At 52.6% G+C, this 21,370-nt stretch carries 24 protein-coding genes and 1 pseudogene; 4 read left to right on the forward strand and 21 right to left on the reverse strand.

Features of this window, described 5'->3' with window-relative positions; all coding sequences use genetic code 11:
* From I6L54_RS17455 to I6L54_RS17485, 7 genes and pseudogenes are all read right to left on the reverse strand, one after another.
* Nucleotides 1-1,173: a phage tail sheath protein gene (locus I6L54_RS17455; RefSeq protein WP_040233915.1), complete on the reverse strand. Its 1,173-nt coding sequence runs from the start codon at nucleotides 1,171-1,173 to the stop codon at nucleotides 1-3.
* A 166-nt stretch (nucleotides 1,174-1,339) separates the two neighbouring features.
* The gene (locus I6L54_RS17460; RefSeq protein WP_040233914.1) at nucleotides 1,340-1,906 is read right to left on the reverse strand and encodes a tail fiber assembly protein; all 567 of its coding nucleotides are present in this window, start codon (nucleotides 1,904-1,906) and stop codon (nucleotides 1,340-1,342) included.
* Nucleotides 1,906-3,165: a phage tail protein gene (locus I6L54_RS17465; protein ID WP_217124626.1), complete on the reverse strand. Its 1,260-nt coding sequence runs from the start codon at nucleotides 3,163-3,165 to the stop codon at nucleotides 1,906-1,908. The genes I6L54_RS17460 and I6L54_RS17465 overlap by 1 nt, the downstream gene beginning before the upstream one ends.
* Nucleotides 3,162-3,767, reverse strand: a complete 606-nt coding sequence (locus I6L54_RS17470) for a phage tail protein I (RefSeq protein ID WP_040230517.1) — start codon at nucleotides 3,765-3,767, stop codon at nucleotides 3,162-3,164. Before I6L54_RS17470 ends, I6L54_RS17465 begins: the two co-directional genes overlap by 4 nt.
* Entirely contained in the window at nucleotides 3,760-4,668 is a 909-nt protein-coding gene (locus I6L54_RS17475; protein ID WP_040230515.1) for a baseplate assembly protein, read from the reverse strand. The genes I6L54_RS17470 and I6L54_RS17475 overlap by 8 nt, the downstream gene beginning before the upstream one ends.
* Nucleotides 4,655-5,014, reverse strand: coding sequence for a GPW/gp25 family protein (locus I6L54_RS17480; RefSeq protein ID WP_082031710.1), 360 nt, complete (start codon nucleotides 5,012-5,014; stop codon nucleotides 4,655-4,657). Before I6L54_RS17480 ends, I6L54_RS17475 begins: the two co-directional genes overlap by 14 nt.
* Nucleotides 5,015-5,020: 6 nt before the next feature.
* A pseudogene (locus I6L54_RS17485) lies at nucleotides 5,021-5,590 on the reverse strand (phage baseplate assembly protein V); the annotation flags it as partial.
* 82 nt (nucleotides 5,591-5,672) lie between these two features.
* Here I6L54_RS17485 and I6L54_RS17490 point away from each other — a divergent pair.
* The gene (locus I6L54_RS17490; RefSeq protein ID WP_040230512.1) at nucleotides 5,673-6,878 is read left to right on the forward strand and encodes a hypothetical protein; all 1,206 of its coding nucleotides are present in this window, start codon (nucleotides 5,673-5,675) and stop codon (nucleotides 6,876-6,878) included.
* A 24-nt stretch (nucleotides 6,879-6,902) separates the two neighbouring features.
* Here I6L54_RS17490 and I6L54_RS17495 read toward each other — a convergent pair whose 3' ends face one another.
* The 12 genes from I6L54_RS17495 to I6L54_RS17545 form a co-directional block, all read right to left on the reverse strand.
* Nucleotides 6,903-7,349 carry a phage virion morphogenesis protein gene (locus I6L54_RS17495; protein ID WP_040230511.1) on the reverse strand — a complete coding sequence of 149 codons (447 nt, stop codon included), beginning with the start codon at nucleotides 7,347-7,349 and terminating at the stop codon, nucleotides 6,903-6,905.
* Nucleotides 7,342-7,773: a phage tail protein gene (locus tag I6L54_RS17500; RefSeq protein ID WP_040230510.1), complete on the reverse strand. Its 432-nt coding sequence runs from the start codon at nucleotides 7,771-7,773 to the stop codon at nucleotides 7,342-7,344. The genes I6L54_RS17495 and I6L54_RS17500 overlap by 8 nt, the downstream gene beginning before the upstream one ends.
* The gene (gene lysC / locus I6L54_RS17505) at nucleotides 7,736-7,984 is read right to left on the reverse strand and encodes an Rz1-like lysis system protein LysC (protein WP_225807948.1); all 249 of its coding nucleotides are present in this window, start codon (nucleotides 7,982-7,984) and stop codon (nucleotides 7,736-7,738) included. Before lysC ends, I6L54_RS17500 begins: the two co-directional genes overlap by 38 nt.
* A complete protein-coding gene (gene lysB, locus I6L54_RS24385) occupies nucleotides 7,869-8,297 on the reverse strand; it encodes an Rz-like lysis system protein LysB (protein WP_167335586.1) in 429 nt (142 codons plus the stop codon). The genes lysC and lysB overlap by 116 nt, the downstream gene beginning before the upstream one ends.
* Complete coding sequence (locus tag I6L54_RS17510; RefSeq protein ID WP_010835207.1) at nucleotides 8,294-8,671, reverse strand: DNZ54_00345 family protein; 378 nt, start codon at nucleotides 8,669-8,671, stop codon at nucleotides 8,294-8,296. The genes lysB and I6L54_RS17510 overlap by 4 nt, the downstream gene beginning before the upstream one ends.
* 4 nt (nucleotides 8,672-8,675) lie before the next feature.
* Nucleotides 8,676-9,185: a lysozyme gene (locus tag I6L54_RS17515; RefSeq protein WP_040230503.1), complete on the reverse strand. Its 510-nt coding sequence runs from the start codon at nucleotides 9,183-9,185 to the stop codon at nucleotides 8,676-8,678.
* Nucleotides 9,166-9,381, reverse strand: coding sequence for an HP1 family phage holin (locus I6L54_RS17520; RefSeq protein WP_040230499.1), 216 nt, complete (start codon nucleotides 9,379-9,381; stop codon nucleotides 9,166-9,168). Before I6L54_RS17520 ends, I6L54_RS17515 begins: the two co-directional genes overlap by 20 nt.
* 3 nt (nucleotides 9,382-9,384) lie before the next feature.
* Nucleotides 9,385-9,588, reverse strand: coding sequence for a tail protein X (locus I6L54_RS17525; protein ID WP_040230496.1), 204 nt, complete (start codon nucleotides 9,586-9,588; stop codon nucleotides 9,385-9,387).
* Nucleotides 9,588-10,052, reverse strand: a complete 465-nt coding sequence (locus I6L54_RS17530; protein WP_025711939.1) for a head completion/stabilization protein — start codon at nucleotides 10,050-10,052, stop codon at nucleotides 9,588-9,590. Before I6L54_RS17530 ends, I6L54_RS17525 begins: the two co-directional genes overlap by 1 nt.
* Before the next feature lie 93 nt (nucleotides 10,053-10,145).
* Nucleotides 10,146-10,796 (reverse strand): phage terminase small subunit, encoded by a 651-nt coding sequence (gpM, locus tag I6L54_RS17535; RefSeq protein ID WP_040230488.1) that lies wholly within the window; start codon nucleotides 10,794-10,796, stop codon nucleotides 10,146-10,148.
* Between the two features lie 3 nt (nucleotides 10,797-10,799).
* Nucleotides 10,800-11,867 (reverse strand): phage major capsid protein, P2 family, encoded by a 1,068-nt coding sequence (locus I6L54_RS17540; protein WP_040230486.1) that lies wholly within the window; start codon nucleotides 11,865-11,867, stop codon nucleotides 10,800-10,802.
* 16 nt (nucleotides 11,868-11,883) lie between these two features.
* Nucleotides 11,884-12,717: a GPO family capsid scaffolding protein gene (locus tag I6L54_RS17545; RefSeq protein WP_040230485.1), complete on the reverse strand. Its 834-nt coding sequence runs from the start codon at nucleotides 12,715-12,717 to the stop codon at nucleotides 11,884-11,886.
* A 142-nt stretch (nucleotides 12,718-12,859) separates the two neighbouring features.
* Here I6L54_RS17545 and I6L54_RS17550 point away from each other — a divergent pair, with 142 nt between their 5' ends.
* Together I6L54_RS17550 and I6L54_RS17555 are read left to right on the forward strand one after the other, a co-directional pair.
* Nucleotides 12,860-14,626 carry a terminase ATPase subunit family protein gene (locus I6L54_RS17550; RefSeq protein ID WP_040230483.1) on the forward strand — a complete coding sequence of 589 codons (1,767 nt, stop codon included), beginning with the start codon at nucleotides 12,860-12,862 and terminating at the stop codon, nucleotides 14,624-14,626.
* A complete protein-coding gene (locus I6L54_RS17555) occupies nucleotides 14,626-15,660 on the forward strand; it encodes a phage portal protein (RefSeq protein WP_040230481.1) in 1,035 nt (344 codons plus the stop codon). Before I6L54_RS17550 ends, I6L54_RS17555 begins: the two co-directional genes overlap by 1 nt.
* Before the next feature lie 30 nt (nucleotides 15,661-15,690).
* Here the strand turns inward: I6L54_RS17555 and I6L54_RS17560 are convergent, their stop codons facing one another.
* Nucleotides 15,691-17,343 carry a P-loop NTPase fold protein gene (locus I6L54_RS17560; RefSeq protein WP_040230526.1) on the reverse strand — a complete coding sequence of 551 codons (1,653 nt, stop codon included), beginning with the start codon at nucleotides 17,341-17,343 and terminating at the stop codon, nucleotides 15,691-15,693.
* A 381-nt stretch (nucleotides 17,344-17,724) separates the two neighbouring features.
* Here I6L54_RS17560 and I6L54_RS17565 point away from each other — a divergent pair, with 381 nt between their 5' ends.
* The gene (locus I6L54_RS17565; protein WP_040230480.1) at nucleotides 17,725-18,528 is read left to right on the forward strand and encodes a DUF3800 domain-containing protein; all 804 of its coding nucleotides are present in this window, start codon (nucleotides 17,725-17,727) and stop codon (nucleotides 18,526-18,528) included.
* Nucleotides 18,529-19,037: 509 nt separating this feature from the next.
* Here the strand turns inward: I6L54_RS17565 and I6L54_RS17570 are convergent.
* Entirely contained in the window at nucleotides 19,038-21,338 is a 2,301-nt protein-coding gene (locus I6L54_RS17570) for a replication endonuclease (protein ID WP_245163423.1), read from the reverse strand.
* Nucleotides 21,339-21,370 lie beyond the last annotated feature (32 nt).

The following is a 21,370-nucleotide window of genomic DNA, read 5'->3' on the forward strand; positions in this document are numbered from 1 at the left end:
TTACGCGCTGACCTGACTGGAGAAATCCAGCAGGTACTGATCGGTGATGCGCTGGCGCAGCATCAGGTTTTCAAGCGGCGGCACCGGCGTGTAGTCGTAGTCGATGGTGAGCTTCCCGGCTTTCAGGGAGTCTTTATCGTTCACTGACTCATCCAGCCAGCAGTCTGCGCCGATGATGTAGCCCTGCGTTTTCAGGCTGCGCAGCTTGGCGCGGATACCTTCGATAATGTCACGGGCCAGCGACGGGTTAAGCACGCCATCCACCGCCCACATGTGCGCTTCTGCGATGGTGTCAGCCAGCACCTGCGCCGTGCGGGTGTAGTTCTCAAAAGCAAACAGCGGATCGTCACTGAGGCAGCGGGAACCCCAGAAGCGGAAGCCGTCTTTGCGGATAAGCGTCGTGACGTCATTCTGGTTCAGCAGCCCCGCATCGGTTGCCGGGTCCTGCAGATCCCAGAACACATCAGCGGAAATGCCGGTGACGCCGTTCACTCCCACGTTGGACAGGGTTTTGTGCCAGCCGGTCTGCTCGTCGATTTTGGCACGCAGACCAAGCGCACGTGCGGAGGCGTATGCCGTCGCATCTGCATTCAGCACAGTGTCAAAGTTGATAAAGTCAGGCCAGATCAGCATCCCCTCGCGCTGGCTGAAATTGTCGCGGTAGGCAATGGCTTCTGCTACCGTTTTGCAGCCGTAGGCGGACAGGTAGGCAAACCCACGCAGGCTCTGCGCCACACTCAGCAGCTCCGTAGCAACGGCCTGCGTATCATGTCCCGGCACACCAAGGATGCGCGGTTTCACGCCCAACTGAGACTGCGCCGACAGCAGCGCTTTCATGCCCGTTTTTTTACCGTCAGCGGTCACACCACCGATGATATTGGAGGTGGTTTCCGCTTCGGTTTCGCCCTGCGCCACGCGCACGACGACAGTCACAGGTTTTGCCTGGTCTGCTATCGCATCCAGCGAACGGGCCAGCGTACCTGACTCTCCCGCTTTACCGCTGGCGGTCAGCACATCGGTCAGCAGGACCGGCTTATTGAGGGGAAACATGGACGCATCAGCATCATCGCCGGTGCAGACCATGCCCACGATGGCTGTGCTCACCGTGGTTATGGATCGGGTGCCCTCGTTGACTTCAACAACGCGCACCCCGTGGTGGTAATCCTGAGCCATAAGGCAGTCTCTCCGGTTTACAGGGGGTGTGCCTATGTTCTGGTTGATATGCGTGCGGCGCACGCACCGGGCTATGTGTGGGAAATGGCACAATGGAAAGGGTAAAAAAATCCCCGCGAACGCAGGGACGGGATTATTTTTCAGGAGGTTCAGGCCAGTTAATATCCTAGGTCAGCGATACATCCACCCGCATCAGCAGAACCCGGTATTTTCTCCAGGCTGCCAGCGTGGCGGTTTCTTCTTCCGTCGCTATCCCTGCATCAACGGCATCCTGCAACCAGTCCATTTCTGCATCAGCAATTGCGCGTAATGCTTTCTTTTTCTGCTCAAAATTATCTCTGGCTGCATCATTTTTAGCATCCGTATCTGTAACCCACGTAGAGCCATTCCATTTGTCATAGAGTGTTGATGGTGCAATGGTGGTCACGCTGTCGGGATAATTACCCAAAGCCGTTAGCTCAACAGGTTGGCCTGTTTGTTTATCGTATACAGCCTCCCCCCGATGGTCGGTGATATATTCCCACCCGTCCAGGCTGGCTGTACGACAGACGGCAAATCCTTCTTTTTTCTCGACCGGGGCATCAGTGCATGAATGAGCCGGAATACCTACCCCGACCGCAAGAAACTCAACTGCTGATGACAGATATTCCCGGGTTTTGCTGTCATAGTTATAAACCGTAATATTGCCAGCTTCTGTGGCAATACCGTATTTGTTCAGTATCGCTTTTGCCATTACGCTGCCCTCACGATGTAGTTGAATGCAATGTTGCGCGGACGCACAGCGTCTTTTTGCTGCGGTATAGTTTTGGTAGTCATACCAGTAGCAACGCCAGCCCAGTTAGCGTCTCCAGGGGCAGTCCCATCAGGATCATAAACAGTCGCACCAACTACCCCTGTGGTGCTGGTTCCAGACACGTATCGCCCAATGGATGAGGCTACCTGTTCACTCAGTAATGTGCGTCCACTGTCAACACCCCGACCATCATCCCAGCCACGAATAAATTCACCTCGTAAATCAGGCAAAATCCCGGATGGGTAAATAGCACCTAATTTGGGGAACATAATTTTATCGAACGGCGCACCGTTATATTTCAGCCAGCCCTGTGGGGGATTCGGAAGGGGCCACGGAACCGGAACACCAACAGGCAGAGCTGACCCGTCTCCCAAACCAAGATTTTTGAGAAACTCTGAAACATCAGCAATGTCTTTTCCATTGGCTGCCTTGTCCATCTTTCCGGCAAGCGCATTTGTCATGGTGGTGGCAAAATTAGGATCGTTTCCCAGCGCCGCCGCCAGTTCGTTAAGCGTATCGAGTGCAGCTGGAGAAGATGCCACCAGTGCAGCAATTGCCGCCTGCACAAAAGCCGTGTTAGCAAGTTGCGTGGAATTATTGCCTGCCGCTGCCGTCGGTGCTTTTGGCGTACCAATGAATGTCGGACTGGCTTTTGGCGCATATTGCGTATGCGGATCTGCAGCAGCAAGATGTTTTGCCATCAGATCATCCACATACACCTTAAGCTCCAGCACCTTGTCATCCACATATTTGCGGGTTGCCAGAACCACAGCAGGGTCAATTTTCAGGATGATGTTATCTGTGCTGCTGGTAATCAGCACCATGCGTACGGTCTGCGTGCGTCCGCTGCCCTCAACGAGCTGCGGCTTATAGCTTTCCGGGCAATTCCCGACGGCAATCAGTGCGCCGTTTTCATCAAACAGGCCGACTTCACGAATCCACCAACCGCCCTCAGTTTCAGGGATCACCTGCTCAGCAATAATCTGGCTGCTGTTCTGGGGATCGATATACAGCATATTCAGTGCTGCGCGGCGCTTTTCAGCCACTAACGCGGTCTGTTGTGCGCTGGGAGTGGGCAGTGCTCCACCACCGTCACCCACCGCCATATGGGTAATTTTAAGCGGGATACCGAGCGCGGCGGCGCTAGCCAGTTTCGCCGCGCCGATATCCGTCAGCAGGGTGTAAAATTTTGCGCTCATGGGTTCACTCTCATCGTGTCAATAACATGGACCGCGCCGCCCTCATAAGCGGTGCCGCAGGAAATAATGGTTTCGTTGATATACGGGTAGATCGTGATTTCTTCGCCGGTGTAGGTGGCAGCACCCACAAAATACGGGCCGCCTGTCTGCAGGTTGATGGACATACCAACCAGATGACGGCTGCATGGTTTGGCATCACCGATCAGGCGCTCCAGCTCCAGATAGGTTTCTTCTGTTATGCCCTGGTCCTGCACGCCAATATCCAGACGGAACGTCCCCGGCGTTTCGCCGGTCTGCCACCACTCAATGATGCGGATCAGGAAGCCGAACGGCTCCACCACGCGCCGCACAGCGCTGGTTGTTCCCTTGTGCTGATGGATATAAAACGCGTCCTGCACAACGCGGCGCTTGACGCTTTCTGTCCAGCTCTCATCCCAGCGATCAACAGAAAACGCCCAGGCCAGATAAGGCAGGAATCTGATCGGGCAGGTTGCCGGGTTCCACAAATCCCGCAGTGATACCTGCAGATCGGAAATCCCGCTGCAGGTCTGCGCCAGTCGGCGCTCAAGCGGCGACGAACCCGGCGGCAACAGGCTATTCATCAGTGCCCCCGTTGGTGACGCTCCATTCAGTACAGGATGCCGCCTGCGTCTTATCCAGCACCACATCACCCAGCGGGGACGTCAGCTCCACACGCTGGACCCCCTCCACATGCAACGCGGCATAAATGGCGCTGCGGCGGATATCACGTCCCAGCCGCGTCTGACTGGCGATATATTTCTGCAGACTGGCTTTTGCTTCTGCCATCACCGGCTCAGCCTCCGGCCCCGGATAAAGGAATATCGTTGCGTCCACGCTGTACGGAATAATTTCAGCGCTGCGCACCGTCAGGCGGTCTGCCACCGGGCGCACATTCTCACTGTTAAGCGCCTGTTCAACCACTGCCAGCAGGTCAGCCCCTGCCGTCCCATCACCCTCGCGGCTCAGTACGGTAAGCACCACCTCTGCCGGTGCAGGACTGGTTGCGCTGGCATCAGCCACGCGCCCGTCGGCACTTCTGGCGTGGAACTCATAGGCTCCCGTCGGCCCTGCAACGGACAGCCCCTCAAATGCTGCAGGAATGCGCTGGCGTAATGCTTCATCACTTTCCATCACTGCGGCGACCGGCGGCACCGCGTCATTATCTGCAGGGACTACCGTCAGGCGCTTCACGTTGCAGTTGCCTGCCAGTTGCTCAAGGTCATTTCCCATGGAATAGGCCACCATGACCGCCTGCGCAGCCTCATTAATACGCTGGCGCAGCAGGATTTCTCGATAAGTATTCTCCTGCAACAGTTTGGTGACAGGTTCTGACTCCAGCGCTAACGTGCGCATAACGGCATCCTGTTCATCAGCCGGATGGAGGGCCACAAAGGCGGCCTTGCGTTCTGCCAGCAATGCTTCAAAGTCCGGCACGTCCACAATCTGCGGCGGCGGTAGTTGGGAAAGATCAATGACTGCCATTGTCTGCTCCTGTTGATACGGAAAGGGAAACCGGTGCGCCGTTATTGCCGTGTCCGGTAAGTTCAACCACCATAGAGCCGTCAAAATTGCCGTTGATGGTGATGGAGTCCAGCGTAAGGCGCGGTTCCCAGCGGTTCAGCGCCACATAGACCGCAGACATAATCTGCAGGCGCAGCGCCGGGTTCTGCGGCTGGTCAATCAGGGCAGACAGCATGGAGCCATATTCCCGGCGGGCAAGACGGCTGCCCTGCGGCGTCAGCAGAATATCCCGCACCGACTGGCGCAGATGGTCTGTATCTGTGATGGTCTGCCCGTCATTCCTGCTCATACCGATATACAACGTCATACCGGCCCCCCCCGTGTTGTCGCCGCCTTTCAGAACGCCAGTATGCTCATGGTCATCAACCACGATCCCGTTAGAACTCATTGCGCCGCCGCCCTGGGTGACGCCGCCATTGATCACCACCTCGCTGTTAATACGCGTGGTGTCAGCCTCCACCACAAACTCACCTGTTTTGTAGGTGACGCTGTCTGCTGCCTCGATCACCATGGATTTGATGCCCCTGACATGCCATCGTCCGGTGGCGGGTTCATACTCAAACCATCCCCCGTCCGGGTACTCCGTCACGCAACCGTCCACGGAATCCGACGGTGGCGGAAACTGATTGGAGTAGATAGCGGGCAGCACAAAAGCGGTTTCCAGATTGCCGCCCATACTCAGCACCACCACCTGCTCATCCGGCGACGGACACCACCATGTACGGGCACCACCGGCGCGCAGCGTCAGCCAGTTAATCCAGTTGGTTTCAAGCTCGCCCACCTTCACCCGGCACAGCCAGTTTTCCCGGTCCACTTCGGTCACGGTGCCGGTGCGGATCAGGTTGGTGATAAGGCGCATGATTTCGGTCAGTTGTGCATTCATATCTTTAGCTTGCCATCGCACACATTTGATATGCAGTGTGGTAATTTGTGTCATTAACTACACAATGGTGATGAGGGTTCGTATGCAATCCAAACGAGATCTAAAGGGAGCTATATTTAATACGGAGTTAGATAGCTTTTGTAGGAAGTATTTTTTTAAAAGAAGCATCCCCCTGAGCAATAAGGAAATCAACGAAGCCCCTCAATATTATGAAGAAATAAGACTATCACTATTTGAAAGTTTTACCCTCCACGATGAAGTTAATTTCAAAGTTGATGGCGAGAACATTCCTTTAACCATTTTGATAAATGAAATAGGATTAAGGGGAGTTGAAGAATTAATAGATGATGGAGCACTTAGCTTTACCGTGTGGTCTCCTCTCGTTCTATATATGAATGATAACCAATATGGTGTAGACCCTTTATGCGCGGGCCGTCGAAATGAATCCGTATTTTTCGACCCAGAAGAGTCAATTCATACTGGACTTAATTTCATGAGGACTCCATTAAGAAAAGGGGAAGTTAGAGCTTTAACACGAAAAGTACGTGACCTTTATTTTTCAGTTCCTAAAGGTATGGAGAATGACAGCGTTAGTGTAACAATGTCTGCTCTCGAAAGTGGAAAACTTGAGAGGCTGGGGCTAAGCCTTAAAAATAAAGATAAAAATAATCTTAATGAATCTGAAAAACAGCAATTGATTTCCTGTGCCTCTGATTTATTGGGTTACAAATATCTTATGCAAAAACGCGCTCAGGTTAGCCCAACAAGCAATATAAGCACTCTCCTTGAAGACTCAATGCAAAAAGCCACAAACCTATCTAAAGATGAAATTTTTTCAGCGATTGTTCAATTCGAAAACATGCCTGATATTAAAACATCATTCAGAGATATGGGCATGCCTATGGACGAACTTGTTAAACTCAGAAAAAACAAGAGCACAAAAAAATTCAGAAAATGGATGTCAGATTTAAACGAAATATCATCGCCTATAGATGCCCAAAGATTTTATTCAGAAAGCAATGCTTCTCCACGTGGTTTTTTCGAAACATTCTGGGGTAAGTCCACTAAAAGTGTAACAATGATGATGATTGGTGCTTATGCTGGCTCTTTTGCTGACACTAAAATTGGCACAATGTTTGGTTTGTTCGGTGGGTTAGTCGCTAATAATACAACAGGTTATATCTTAGATATGGCCGATGAATATCTTCTATCAGAGTTAACAAAAGGTTGGACTCCAAAATTATTTATTTCAGAGCTTAAATCACTTAACAATAAGTATTCACTATAAGAATTTGCGACCAGTTTGGATTTATCAAATGCTTAGCCATTTGATAAAGGTTTCTTTTATTAAATCTTCAATATGTCCATTTTTACCCAGCAAGCGACGCGCTGGGTACCGGACCTCCGGGCCATTGCGTCTGACTCGATCACGCAGGCCATAATGGTGAACACAGGCGATGCGCTGGACTTTACCATCAAACTGTACGCTGGCAGAGTCCGCAGTGGCAGCGGTTTTCAGGTATTTAGTGGTACGCAATTTGGCGAACATCTGACGCTTTATGCGCCCCTTTTTACTTCTGGCCGTCACCCGGCGCGCCTCAAAGGCGGTGCCGTCTGGATTGCGCTGCAGCCTGATGTTTTGCTGTTGCGACCGGCGCAGCTCCTGCGCCAGCTGTCGCATCAAACGTTTGCGGGCTGCCGGTTCCAGATTCGCCAGCAGCGCCGCCAGCCAGTCATCCACCCTCTGCAGGTCATCCACGTTTCACCGTCCACATTTCTTCGGGTACGTCGGGTTCCGACACAGCTTCAACGCTCGATACGGTGCCGTCTGTGCTGACAATCACGCGCTCCGTGATCTGCAGATTGAGGCTGATATCACACAGATCGTTGCTCAGGATATCAACGTCAAAGGTAAAAAGTTTTTCGCGCAATTCCGGGTTGTTGATTGCGTCCGGTTGATTGGTCATTAACCAGAGCAGCACGGGCGCAATCACTAAATTCTGGTCGCCGCTGAAATCCTCGATCACCACGTTCAGGGTGTAGCGGTATTCCCATGACATGGAGCTGGCACCGGTTGCCACCAGTGAGCCGTTATCAACGAAAAGGTGCAGCTTGTCCGGGTTGTCGCGGACATAAGCAACCGCTTTATTCAGGGCGCTGCGTAAGGACCGCGGTTTGTTCACTGTCTCGCTCCTGACACGCAATAATCGTGTCCACTTTGTCAGCACAGACCGCCCAGGCAGCCTCGGTTTCATCCAGCACCGCGTTCAGATCGCCGTTACTGCGCGGCGCTGACCTTTCCAGACGGCACTGCGTCACTCTGGGACAGCCATTCACGGTAAGCTGCACCTCCGGCAAGGGCCGGACGTTCGCGCAGCCTGATAATGTCAGCAGGCAAAGGAGCGTCAGCCCAGCGGCGTAAATCCTCGTTTTCACGTTTCAGTTCCTCGATCCGGCGCTGGCGGCTTCGCAGCAGCGCGGTGGTCTGTTCCGCTGCCGCATAAAGCCGCGTCTGCTCCCGGCTGTTGGTTTCGGTCAGAATGGACAGGCCAATCAACTGACTGTTTTTCTTCGTCAGTTCCTGCGTTTTGCTTTTCAGCGCCTTGCCCTGCGTCTCAATGGTGTGACTGGCATTGTTAAGCCGCCACGACTGCCAGCCCAGCGCCGCAAGTGCCAGCGCCAGCACTACCGCCAGCGCACGCATCAGGCCGCCATCGGCTCATGAAGCTGCGCGCGGGCAATCTGATACAAAACCAACGTCAGCAGGTAAAACACCAGGGTGATCACCCATCCAGAAAACGCCAGGCACAGAACAATAAGCAGCCTGATTACCCATGTACGCACGGGTTTTACGGGGTGCGCCCTGAATTTCAGCAATGCAGCCCTGACCTCATCGCGCGCCCGATCTCCGGCGAACCACCCGACAGCGCACAGCGCAGCAAGCAGCCAGGCAAGGAAGCATGACACCCAGACAGACGCACCAACCAGAACCGGCGCACCGCTGCGCGGATACAGCAGGCTGATAACCAACAGCGCAGCCCATGCCAGCTGGAAAAAAACGCTCATGACTTTCTTTTTCATTCCGTTATGCTCCTTTTAAGCACCAGGCCATTTCCCGCGCGCGGCGGTTGTCCAGCCCCTGATTAAACACACCTTTGACATATACCCAGCGCGGCAGTTGATGGCAGGCATCCGCCCAGCGCCGCTGGTTCAGCAACTTAACCAGCGTGGAGCTGCAGGCGTTGCCGGTGCCCACGTTGAAAGCAAACGACACCACCGCGTCATAGACCTTTTGCGGCACCGGCTGCACCACACATTTGTCCAGCGCCCGCTCCACGCGCAGCACGTTGGTGATAAGTCCCTGCGCTGCCTGCCGCTCCGTGATGGTTTTCCCCGGCACCACACCGGAAGTATTGCCGATCCCGTCAGTCCAGACACCTGCGCTGCACTGATACGGCTGCAGGCGGCATCCCTCGTAATCGGCGATCAGTTTCAGCCCCTCAACAGAGGTATGAAGCGACTGGAAACCGGGCAGCGTGGCGGCGATAGCCAGCACAGCCCCGACAAGGCAGCGCTTAACGATTGAAGGATTCATATTCCCCCAGCGAAATTTTGCCGCCACGTAACAATTTGAAAGACTGGTGTTTGTAGTACCAGTTGATAGCCAGCATCAGCACACCAATCAGTACGCCGCCAACCGTTGACGCATCTTTGAGCGACAGATCGCCCAGCCATGCCAGCAGCACGGCGATGCAGTAAGTGATAAAGGCGCTGATTCGTTCAAGCGTCATAATTCAGTCCCATAGCTGGACGGTCTGCGCTGTGGTTGACACCGTAATGTCCGGCAGCTCCACCTGCAGCCCGTGCGGTAAAAATGGGCCGTACTCAGCCAGCCCCGGATTCGCCTTCAGAACCTGCTCAGTGACACCCTGCGTGCGCCCGTAATGACGCCAGCAAAGCGCGTCCACCGTGTCATACTGATGCGCACGCACTTTCATCAGATAAGCTCCACCGTACAGTGCGGTGCATCCTGCACCCGGCTGATAGCCCAGCGGGCATCACGCCACAGATCGCCGCTGGCCTCCGCCAGCTCCTCCCCTCGCTTCACGCCTGACGCCGTGGCGTCATAGTCCTGATAACGCTCATTGAGCACAGCGCGCGCCCAGCAAAAAACGGCGTTGTGGTAGTGCTGGATACGCTCGCTTTTGCCGTCCAGCATTTCTGCAGGAACCTCAGCAAGTGTCCGCCAGCCCAGCATCTGCTGGCGGTTGCGGAAGTCGTACAGCTCAGCGTTAACCTCAGAAATAGCCGTCAGCACAACCTGCTTTAAACGCGGCTGCGTCACCGTGCCGTCAGTTCGCATCACACTGCGAAATTCCGACAGGTCCACATCAGGCCAGAACGGCGTATTTTTGATGACCTCCGCCTGTTCCGGTGCCTGTTCGGGCGCAACAAACTTCATGCGGCTTTCTCCTGAATAAGTGGGCGGTGGACGGAATTTTGATGTGGCAGTGCCTTTCGCCATCCCGTGCCGCCCGTGCGCGGGGCACGTTCTTTAGCGGCTGTCATTGCGCAGTCTGCGCTCCAGCTGCTGTTTTTCTTTTTTCACACCGCAGCGGGGATCAAGCTGCAGCGCATGGGTAAGGTGATTCAGGGCAGACGCCGGGTTGCTTTCGCTCAGTACAGCGCCGATGGCTTTATGCAGGCGCGCCCGCGACTGGTCCGGCATATCCAGATCGGTTGTCAGGTCCAGCGTCTGCAGAAGCAGATCGGCATCAAAACCGGCAGCAGCAAGCAGAGCGCTTTGCGCCGCGTCTGCCATTTCTTCTGCCAGCACGGTCTGCACGTTACGGTTGCCCAGCGGCATCACCCAGCCATGGCGCAGCGCATGACGCCCGATTTCCAGCGCACCGGCATAATCACCGGCGTCGATACGCCACAACATCACGTACATCAGCACGTCATCCTGCTGCGCGCCTCCGGCAGCCAGCACGCCCTCTGCCCAGGCAGAATATTTCGGCAGCAGCTCCACCTTGATTTCCGCCTTTTTCACCGTGGACTGGATGCCTTTAAGCCTGCGGCGATCTTCTGCCAGTTGCAGCAGCATCAGGTCATAACCCGACGCATGGCGAACACTGCCGCCCTCACGGGCGGCCTGTTCGGCCTGAATGCGCAGGCGGTGCTGCCGTGCGGGACTCAGGCTCATGCGTTACTCTCCGTTTCCTGTTTCTGCTGCAGGCGGGGTGAAATCACCGATTTCGATGTTTTCCACCAGTGCCGCGCAGCGGTAGTCCTCGACCACATACGCCTCGTTGACGGATTCAAAGTTTTCAATCCGGTCGCGTTTCGGGTTGTCGATAACTGAACGGCGGCGGGTGTCTTCCTGCCAGTAGATGGACAGGTTATCCAGACGGGTGATCAGCAGGGCATTTGCCGGGAAGAAAGGCGCGCGTACAGCCTGCAGGCCGCCCATGCGTTTCTGGCTGATGATCAGATCGGCGGCGATTTTCTCGCTGTTGTCCTGCTCTTTGTTGACCAGCGGGAAATACTTGTCAGACAGCAGTTCACGTCCGCAGACAACAACCAGCTCGTCATCATCCTGATACTCCACATCGATCAGCTCGTTGACGGTATCCATCACCACCGCGTCAAGATTTACATACTTACCACCCGGACCGACTTTTACCGGTTCTGCAGTAGTGGTGCCGTCTTCTGCGGTTTTGCTGCCCATGACGTGATCCGGCGCGTCTTCGCGGATTTTCTGCAGCCAGCCTTTATTGACGTCCTGCAGCAGCGGGTTTTCATCACGGTTGGAGGTTTTGGCGCGCTTCACGCCGTTAAAGCCGATCATGATGCGGTCCAGCGCCTGACGCTTGACGATGGCGTTGCGGATACGCACCTGGAAGTCCTGGAATTTCGCCCACAGGTCCAGTTTTGCGTAGGTCAGCACCGTATCAAAGTTGGTCTGCTCGCATTTGTATTCCACGTCTTCCATCAGCGTCGGATCGGTAGGCTCGCGCTCTTTGGTGGTGGTATCGGTGGTTCCGGCAATGGTGCTGCCCACGCCCAGCCCCAGCAACTGCCCGGACTGCTCAGTGACCGGCGTGATGTTAATCAGCGTCAGGAAAGCGGCGGACTGCTGGATCTGGTCTTCCAGCGTCTGCTGCACGGACGGCTCCACGGTGAATTTGCTGGACAGTTCTTCAACCTCCACACCGTTCAGGCGCGCCAGCTGCTGCAGGTAAGCGTTAAAGGCAAAGCGGGTTTTCTTTTTCATCGGGTTTTATGCTCCATCAGCAATTGGTCAGGGTGCCTGCCGGTGCGTCACCGCCCGGCGCGCGCTGGCGGTAATCCTTGCGGCTGTCTTCACGGCTCAGCTGCTGCTGTAACTCGGCAAAGGCGGTCTGCTGTTCCTGCAGGGAGGACTCCAGCACAGAAAGGCGTTCACCGTTTTCAGCCAGGGATTTATCAGTGCGCTCGCTCAGGTTCTGCTGCTCGGTGGCGACCAGTTCCACGGCTTTATGCACGTCTGAGAAACGCGCATCGTCGGTCTGCTCTTTTTTGGTGAACAGCGCGGTGACGCGGGCAAAGAGGGACGGCTTTTCGTCCTGGGCTTCTTCCAGTTCGATCAGCGTTTCAACCGCTTCCGAAAACAGGTTTTCAGGGTTCTGCTTACGGTTTGCCAGCGGGTTATGTGCGGCGCTGGCGCTGAAAGCCAGCATTTCGGTGCCAAGGCTCGCAGGATCGTCTGTCGCACCCAGCCCCACAAGGTAGGCTTTGCCGGTGTCGGCAAACTTCGTGCTGACCTCCATGGAGGTGAAAAGCTTCTGGCCTTTTTTCACCAGTTCCACCAGGGCGTCAGTGGGTTCGATATCGGCATAAAGTGCCATCTTGCCCGCCAGCGGGCCGTCCTGGATTTCTTCTGCAACCAGCCCCGTCACCCTGCCATAGCGGTTAAAAGTGCTCTCCGGCAGATAAGACTTGATGTGCTCAAGGTTAATCAGCGCGGTATAGACCGTCGGGTTATAGCTGGCTGCCATCTGTACCAGCCATTCACGCTGGATCTCGCGCCCGTCAGTGGTGGCACCTTCCACCCCGATACGGAAACGCTTTGCTTTCACTGTCATGAGCCGTGCTCCGTTAGAAATAACTTACTGGAGCCTTATGTTTGCGGTGATGGGGGGAGTGAGACAACGCGCTGTATTTGTACGGTAAACCACACAAACCGCAGCCGGGGAAAGCTGCTATCCAAGGCCGTATGTTTGGGCCATGAACACGACACTGACCCCCGCAGACCTCGATCCCCGTCGGCAGGCCATGCTGCTGTACTTTCAGGGATACCGCGTAGCCCGCATTGCTGAAATGCTGGGCGAAAAAGTTGCAACCGTTCACAGCTGGAAGAAGCGCGACAAGTGGGGCGACTATGGGCCGCTGGATCAGATGCAGCTCACCACCGCCGCACGTTACTGCCAGCTCATCATGAAGGAGCAAAAAGAAGGGAAAGACTTCAAGGAAATTGACCTGCTGGCGCGCCAGTCAGAGCGCCACGCCCGGATTGGCAAATTTAACGATGGCGGGAACGAAGCTGATTTAAACCCGAAAGTTGCCAACCGTAACAAAGGCCCACGCCGTCAGCCTGAAAAGAACGTTTTCACCGACGAGCAGATTGAAAAGCTGGAAGAAGTCTTCCACGCCTCTATGTTCGACTATCAGCGTCACTGGTTTGAAGCAGGGAAAACAAACCGCATCCGCAATCTGCTCAAGTCGCGCCAGATTGGCGCCACGTTTTATTTTGCCCGTGAAGCCCTTATTGATGCCCTGCTGACCGGACGCAACCAGATTTTCCTTTCTGCCAGTAAGGCGCAGGCGCACGTTTTTAAGCAGTACATCATCGACTTTGCCAAAGAAGTTGAGGTGGAGCTGAAAGGCGATCCCATGGTGCTACCCAATGGAGCAGCATTGTACTTCCTCGGCACCAATGCCCGTACGGCGCAGAGCTACCACGGCAACCTGTACCTTGATGAATATTTCTGGATACCGAAATTCCAGGAGCTGCGCAAGGTTGCCTCCGGGATGGCCATTCACAAGAAATGGCGACAAACCTACTTTTCCACGCCGTCCAGCCTGACCCACAGCGCCTATCCGTTCTGGTCCGGCGCACTGTTTAACCGGGGCCGCGCCAAAGCGGACAAGGTGGATATTGACCTGACCCACAGTAACCTTGCGCGCGGCGTGCTCTGCCCTGACGGACAGTATCGCCAGATCGTCACCGTGGAGGATGCTGTACGCGGCGGCTGTAACCTGTTCGACCTCGACCAGCTGTGCATGGAGTACAGCCCGGACGAATACCAGAACCTGCTGATGTGCGAATTTATTGACGATCTGGCGTCAGTATTCCCGCTCAGCGAACTGCAGGCGTGCATGGTGGACAGCTGGGAAGTCTGGACCGATTTTCAGGCGCTGGCGCTGCGCCCGTTTGGCTGGCGCGAAGTCTGGATCGGATACGACCCGGCGAAAGGCACGCAGAACGGTGACAGCGCAGGTTGCGTAGTTATGGCTCCGCCCACTGTACCGGGCGGAAAGTTCCGCATTCTGGAACGTCATCAGTGGCGCGGGATGGACTTCCGTGCCCAGGCGGACGCTATCAAAAAACTAACTCAGCAGTACAACGTGACCTATATCGGCATCGACTCGACCGGCGTCGGGCACGGTGTTTATGAGAACGTAAAAGCGTTCTTTCCCGCTGTCCGGGAGTTTGTCTACAACCCCAACGTCAAAAACGCTCTGGTGCTCAAGGCATACGACATTATCAGCCACCGCCGTCTGGAGTTTGACGCCGGGCACACCGACATAGCGCAGTCCTTTATGGCAATCCGCCGCGCCACCACCGCCAGCGGCAACCGCCCTACCTACGAAGCGAGCCGCAGCGAAGAAGCCAGCCACGCAGATTTGGCCTGGGCAACGATGCACGCACTGTTTAACGAACCGCTGCAGGGCGAATCCGCCAATACCAGCAATATTGTGGAGATTTTTTGATGAGTGAACACGACGCCCTGGCCAGCACCGCACCAGTGCAAGAGGCCGAACAGCAGAAGAATACAACTCACGCCGAAGCGTTCAGCTTTGGCGATCCGATCCCGGTACTGGACCGCCGCGAACTGCTGGACTATGTGGAATGCGTACAGATGGACAGATGGTATGAACCGCCGGTGAGTTTTGACGGGCTGGCACGGACCTATCGCGCCGCTGTGCATCACAGCTCGCCGATTGCCGTCAAACGCAACATTCTGACCAGCACCTTTATCCCACACCCGTTGCTCAGCCAGCAGGCGTTCAGCCGGTTCGTGCAGGACTATCTTGTGTTTGGTAATGCCTATCTGGAGAAACGGACGAACCGGCTGGGCGGCATTCTGTCACTGGAGCCATCGCTGGCGAAATACACCCGCCGCGGGATCGACCTCGACACTTACTGGTTTGTGCAATACGGCATGACCACGCAGCCCTACGAGTTCACCAAAGGCAGCATCTTCCACCTGATGGAGCCGGACTTAAACCAGGAGATTTATGGACTACCAGAATACCTGTCCGCTATCCCTTCCGCCCTTCTGAATGAGTCCGCCACGCTGTTCCGCCGCAAGTACTACATCAACGGCAGCCACGCGGGCTTTATCATGTACATGACCGACGCAGCACAGAACCAGGAGGATGTGAACAATATCCGCCAGGCAATGAAAAGCGCCAAAGGACCGGGTAACTTCCGCAACCTGTTTATGTATTCACCCAACGGTAAAAAGGACGGCATCCAGATCATCCCGTTATCGGAGGTTGCGGCGAAAGATGAGTTTCTGAACATCAAGAACGTCAGCCGCGATGACATGATGGCAGCGCACCGCGTACCGCCTCAGATGATGGGAATAATGCCCAGCAATGTTGGGGGGTTTGGGGATGTGGAGAAGGCTGCCAAGGTTTTTGTTAGAAACGAACTTATTCCGCTACAAAAAAGGTTAGTTGAAATTAACACTTGGCTAAATGAAAAAATAATAACATTCAATGATTACTCATTAAATTAAAAAAAGAGGGGTAAATCACCCCTCTAAAAATCACAAATAACGCTTAACGCGCATTTTATTAATACTCGACTCATCCCCGATTCTTATTAAAGCGTTTTTGGCCTTTTCACCAATACGATTCATTCTATCTGAACCATTGCTATAATTTCCGAATTTAATAGCTGTAGCTATTATTGAGTCACCGCCATCAAGAATAACATCTTTGAATAATTTATAGTAATCGTCTTCTGATGCACTATCCAAAGTGATTTCGTGCCTATCAGACCAGCCATTCTGAGCTGACAATTTTGTGAGCACATCTCCTATAGAATCCTCCATGTTTCTACTAGCGGAATACTCTTTAATCCTTAACAACAACTCAGCATCGGTTACAGGATGAACATTCATGTAAATAGATTGTACATATTCATTAAGGGCATCATTAGCGTAGCTAATAAAGCCATCTATTAACTCCGTTGCTTTAATATTTTCACCAAAATTTCTAAACAATCCGACTACGTTATCTAGTTCATTTGGAGTTACATACTTCATTCCATCGAGCACAGCTTGGTATAACTTTTCAACCACCTCGGTTTGATTATCATCAAATGAATTATGAAAGCACTGCCAAGCTTCAGACAGAGAGCCACGCTTGTTATCACGGATTATTTCATCATTTCTTATGCCAACTTGTATTTGAAAACGATTTGTATCTATATACCCATATTTAACTATATCAATTAGGATTTCATCAAGCTCATTCGTTCTTTGATAACCGTACTTAAGCAAAGTATTACGCCATATTTTATCCTGCCCCTCCTCCTTATCATCATACATATAGATATTTTTTATATTTCTAATATATTCCAACGAGGGTACATCTCCATCTGGAGAAAATGCATAATGACTCCAACAATACAACGTTAATGAATGCGCTACTTCGTTTGAAATTTTCTCAACATCACCATTAAATTTAGGAATCAAAGCTGAGATGAAACGTTCTATTTTTTTAAGTATGCGAATATTTTTAATACCCAGCAAAATGGTATACTTGCTTAATAAGCTATAAAGATTGACATCATTACCATAAGCTATGGAGGCACATTCTTCTGCCGTAGGATTATAAGTCATCTCTCTATCAATGACCTTTTCTTTATAAGTGGAATAATCTCCCATACTATTTGAACCATTGTTAAGTAAAAGAACCACCTTACAATCTTTTTGCTCTTTCAAAAGAGAGACTAATCCTAAGACATCTTTAATCTCTAAGTTTTTACCACGCCTTTCTAAGTCATCTATTACTACGATCATTTTAGTAACAGTCATAAATGACATTGATTCAAGTGTCGAAGCGAAATTTTTTACAACTGGTATTTCTTTTAACAAGCCAGCAGCTTTTCGAGAAAACATTTCTACAATTCCAGTTGCATTGGTTGTAGCTGTTTCTAAATCTGGTTTATTTCCAATATACTCTTTTGCAATTGTATTTTCAAAAATAGAGTACTTTAAAGAATCAAGAGAGTTGATACCAAAGAGAGAGACATAGCTATATCTGTTCAATAAAATATTATCTTTATTCTCTTTCAGAAAGGTATTCCATGTGTACGTTTTCCCTATACCCCACTCACCCTGTATAGCCATTACCTCAGGTTCTGTCGATGAAATAAAATCTGATAACTGTTCCTTAACAAACTCTAATGACATTTGTATTCTCCGAAAAAAGTTAGCCACCATATTGTAGCCTGGATAGTATCAAAGTAACGAGCGCGCGCTCGTATCCCCGCCACGCCTGCCCGCTTTGTGTAGTGGTTTTCATGCAGGTGCATGAAGGGCAGGAAGGCGCGCCAGTATTGGCAGTTCCGTCCCGTTGCGATCCTATTTAGATCATGCGAATCCATGCGCAATTCGGCACTTCTGATGCATATAACCTCTTTAAAGTCCGCTAGCCATCCCGCAAAACCAAAATCTCTAGATATAGTGTTGAACTGCCTTCTCGCATTCAATTTAAAACTGATCCTTATCAACCACTTAGCTATGTGGTTAAATCATACACTCACATCTCAACTTCACTCATGAAGGAAAAACATGGAAGCGAATGATCCTGGCAAGCTGATATGGCATGTTGCCTGTGATGAATCAGGTATAGATGGTCAGCGGTTTTATGGATTTGGCAGCTTATGGATGAAGTATCAAAGGCGTGGCGATTTTGTGCGCATCATTCGAGAGCTTAGGGAAAAGCATAGTTGTAGTGATGAGATCAAATGGCAAAAAGCGAGTTCAAAACGAAACGCAGCTTTTTACCATGAACTACTCGAAACGTTCTTTAAACATCAATGGTTGGCGTTCCATTGCATCGTTGTTGAGAAGTCGAAAGTGGAGAAATCGTTCCATGGTGGAGATTACGACCTTGCCATGCGGAAGCATTTTGGCAAGTTGATTGAAACAAAAATTGGAAATGTCATAAAGGCGCATCCGAACAGAGAATGTGAGTTCCGTGTAGAGGTCGATCCACTACCCTCCCGGTACAAAAAAGCCGATGAGGCATTTGAAGTAATTACTAACCACACTCTGGCAAGGAAGTTCGGGCGCAAAAACATCATCAAAAGCGTTGTCACCAAGGATTCAAAATCCTCAGAACATATTCAAATAGCTGATTTCTTGTTGGGTGCAGTCATGTGTGCCTATCAAGGTAAAGCTACATCTGAGGCTAAACTTGCGGTCGCAAACAAAGTTGCATCTTATCTTGGATGGGATTCACTTATGCATGACACATGGCCATCAGAACGAAAATTTAATATTTGGTTTTTCTTTGATAGGTCAAAAGGCCCAAGAGACATTCTCACTCGCGATGTAAATCTTACGTATGAATTGCCTAAAGCTAAAAAGTAGAGCCGACCTCACAGCCGGCACGGTTGGAGTTCCAGTCAGGGACGAAGTTACCAACTAGGCGGTATCAACTTTCGGGGGGCCGCCTCTAACTCCCCAAAACCTTAAATTCAGTTTATAAAGCATAACGCTAAATTGTGTTAACTTCAACAAAATGTATAAAAATCATGCTATAACACACATTTTCTAGGTAGATTTATTGAGGGAATTAGCTAATGCGTGCTTTCATCTTTCCTTACTCCGTACTCGTTTAGCCTGGTAACCAGATCACTCGTCAGCTCCGACAGCCACGAGATCGCCACCTCCTTGTCGTCATCGCTACAATCTGAGCTGGCGACCAGCCGGGCCATAAGTTCTATCCGTTGCAATGCAAGTGACTCCATGAACAAATCGTTCACAACCCCCTCCCAATATAACTGTTTATATATACAGTACATCATATGTATTTAAAGCTGAAATAGTTTTTTACTCAGCTAACCCTTTGATTAATAGATATCCTGATTCCAGCCTTCTTAGTACCACTGCCGCCATTTATCATCTTCCTGCAGGCGCTGATTTCGGTAGAACAAACGCAGCCCGGCCCCGGACGGAATACTGCCGCCACGCAGAAGCAGATCCACCTCGGTATCGCTCGCATCAAATCCCCTAGACCTCAGTTCAGCATCAAGCTGCTGGCGCTGATGATTGCTAATCTGCTGTTTATACCCTTTCCACCGCTTCGGTTTTACCAGTCTCAACCTGGCTGTCAGCTCCCGGCGTTCCTTCTGCCCCATATTGTGTAGGTAATCCTGCAGTTCCTGCTCATTCATGGTTGTAATATCGGGCAGATCTCCCCCTGTCTGGTTCAAGTTTTCAACAGGGGGACAGTTATTGCCACGAGTCCAAGGGGCGCAAGCGCCCTTGTCGGCTGCCGCCTCCTGAACGTCAACGGCCTTACGAATCTTTTTCCACTTCATCGCGTGCGTGCAAATCTTGCCCTCAACAATCGGGGACCAGATGCCATAGATACGGATACCGTGATCGCCGTAGGCGCTCGGTTCGTCGTTAAGCTCATAAGCCGTGCGGACAAGGTGATGTTTGCGGGGAACCAGTACACCGCCCTGCTTCATGATGTAAGTGGCAAAGCAACCCGCATCTGCAGCTGCCAGTACCGCATCCAGACGCGGGTTATCCAGTACCGGCGCACCCGCTTTGCGTTCGCCCTGCACTCTCGCCGCCTGACCAGCAAGCAAGCGCAGCTCGCGGTATGCCTGACGCCCAGGAATACCAAAGAAACGAAATTGCTGAACACGGTGCAGTGACGCCCAGGCGCTGACATGCTCGGCGCTGTCACGCAGTGATCTGCCGGTTTCTTTGCTGATTTCTTTCGCCAGCCCACGCCCGTCGATGTTCTTACTGATGTATTTGGCGATATAGCTGGTCGGCGTTCCCTTGCGCGGATTGATTAGCTCGGACTTGAAGCGCGGCCCGGTATTGGTACCCAGCTCCTCGCGGTCTTCACGGATGGCAAACTTACGCAGCAGTGCGGTGATGGAACGGCGGTCTTTTTTGCGCATGAAGCACAGAAGATGCCAGTGCACAGTGCCGTCATGGTGCGGCTCTGCAACGCGAACGCCATACCAGCGCAGCCCGGCCTTGTGCATGGCCTTGCGGAAAGCGGCGAACGTATCAACCAGGTAGTCACTGCTCTGCCGGACAGTGGCACTGGTCCACTTCAGATTAGGTCTGCCGTTGTTGAGGGTTGCGTGGAAGCGTGACGGGCAGGTGATGGTATAAAACACCGCGCAGTCTCCGCGCATTTCCGCGATCAGCTCCAGCCCCTTAACACAGGCCATCATTTCATTACGGCGGTGTGCCGGGTTGCTGTTGCTGGCGTTCACCACGTCTTCCATGTCCAGCGTGTCGCCGTCTTCGTTGACCAGCTCATGCGAGCGGACGAACTCCAGCGATTTGCGGCGCTGCTCGCGTTTATGGATCACCGCTTCATAGCTGACATACGGGGACGCTTTCTTGTTGACCAGGCAGACGGCACGCAGCTGCTCCTCCCGCCACTCGCAGCGCATCTGCCACAATTTGCGATACCACCAGTCCGCACACAGCATGCGCGCCAGCGACGGTGGGATCAATTCATAAGGCACCGGCTTGCGGCGACGCTTTTTGCGGCGCAACTTCTCAAAGGCAGGCGGGATGACCTCAAGGCGCATGGCTTCTGCAGCAACCCTTTCCCATGCCTGGCGGATTTCTTCTGGTTTAACATCGTCACTGACAAACAGATCACCGCAGGCCGCATCAAGACACATGCTCATATGTGCCGCAACCAGCGTGGAAAGGCGTTTGACCTGATCCTGATTCATTTCAGGCAGTACCAGCAGCCCCTCCAGCCCGTCCTGGCTCGCCATGAACCGGAAAGACGCAGACACCTGGCTGTCACGCACGCGCTCCAGCCGCTCAAGACACGGTCTGATTGTTTCGCGCAGATAGCGGGAATAAGCTTTAGCCCTGCCCAGGCTATGGAAGTATTTAATTCGCTCCAGCAGAGGCTTGCTGATATGGGCAGGCATGGCGCTTACATCGGCAATAATCACCAAATCGGGATTAACGCGCTGCTGTTCGCGGGCCATTTTTGCATGGCTAATCAGCCGATCCTGCTCTATTTCACGCTGGACAGGATCACGGGATTCATTGAAGAAATAACGTTCCCAAACCTTATCACTCAGCGCCTCACGCCGCAGATGCTCCTGCTCGTTATCCGCAGCGTACAGAGTGATGAGGTTTGAAAGCGCAGACTCCGGCGCAACTTCCGCCGGTTCCAGATACGGGTTAACCGCTCTTTTTGGGGTATTCC

This window comes from Citrobacter pasteurii, assembly GCF_019047765.1.
Taxonomy (GTDB): domain Bacteria; phylum Pseudomonadota; class Gammaproteobacteria; order Enterobacterales; family Enterobacteriaceae; genus Citrobacter; species Citrobacter pasteurii.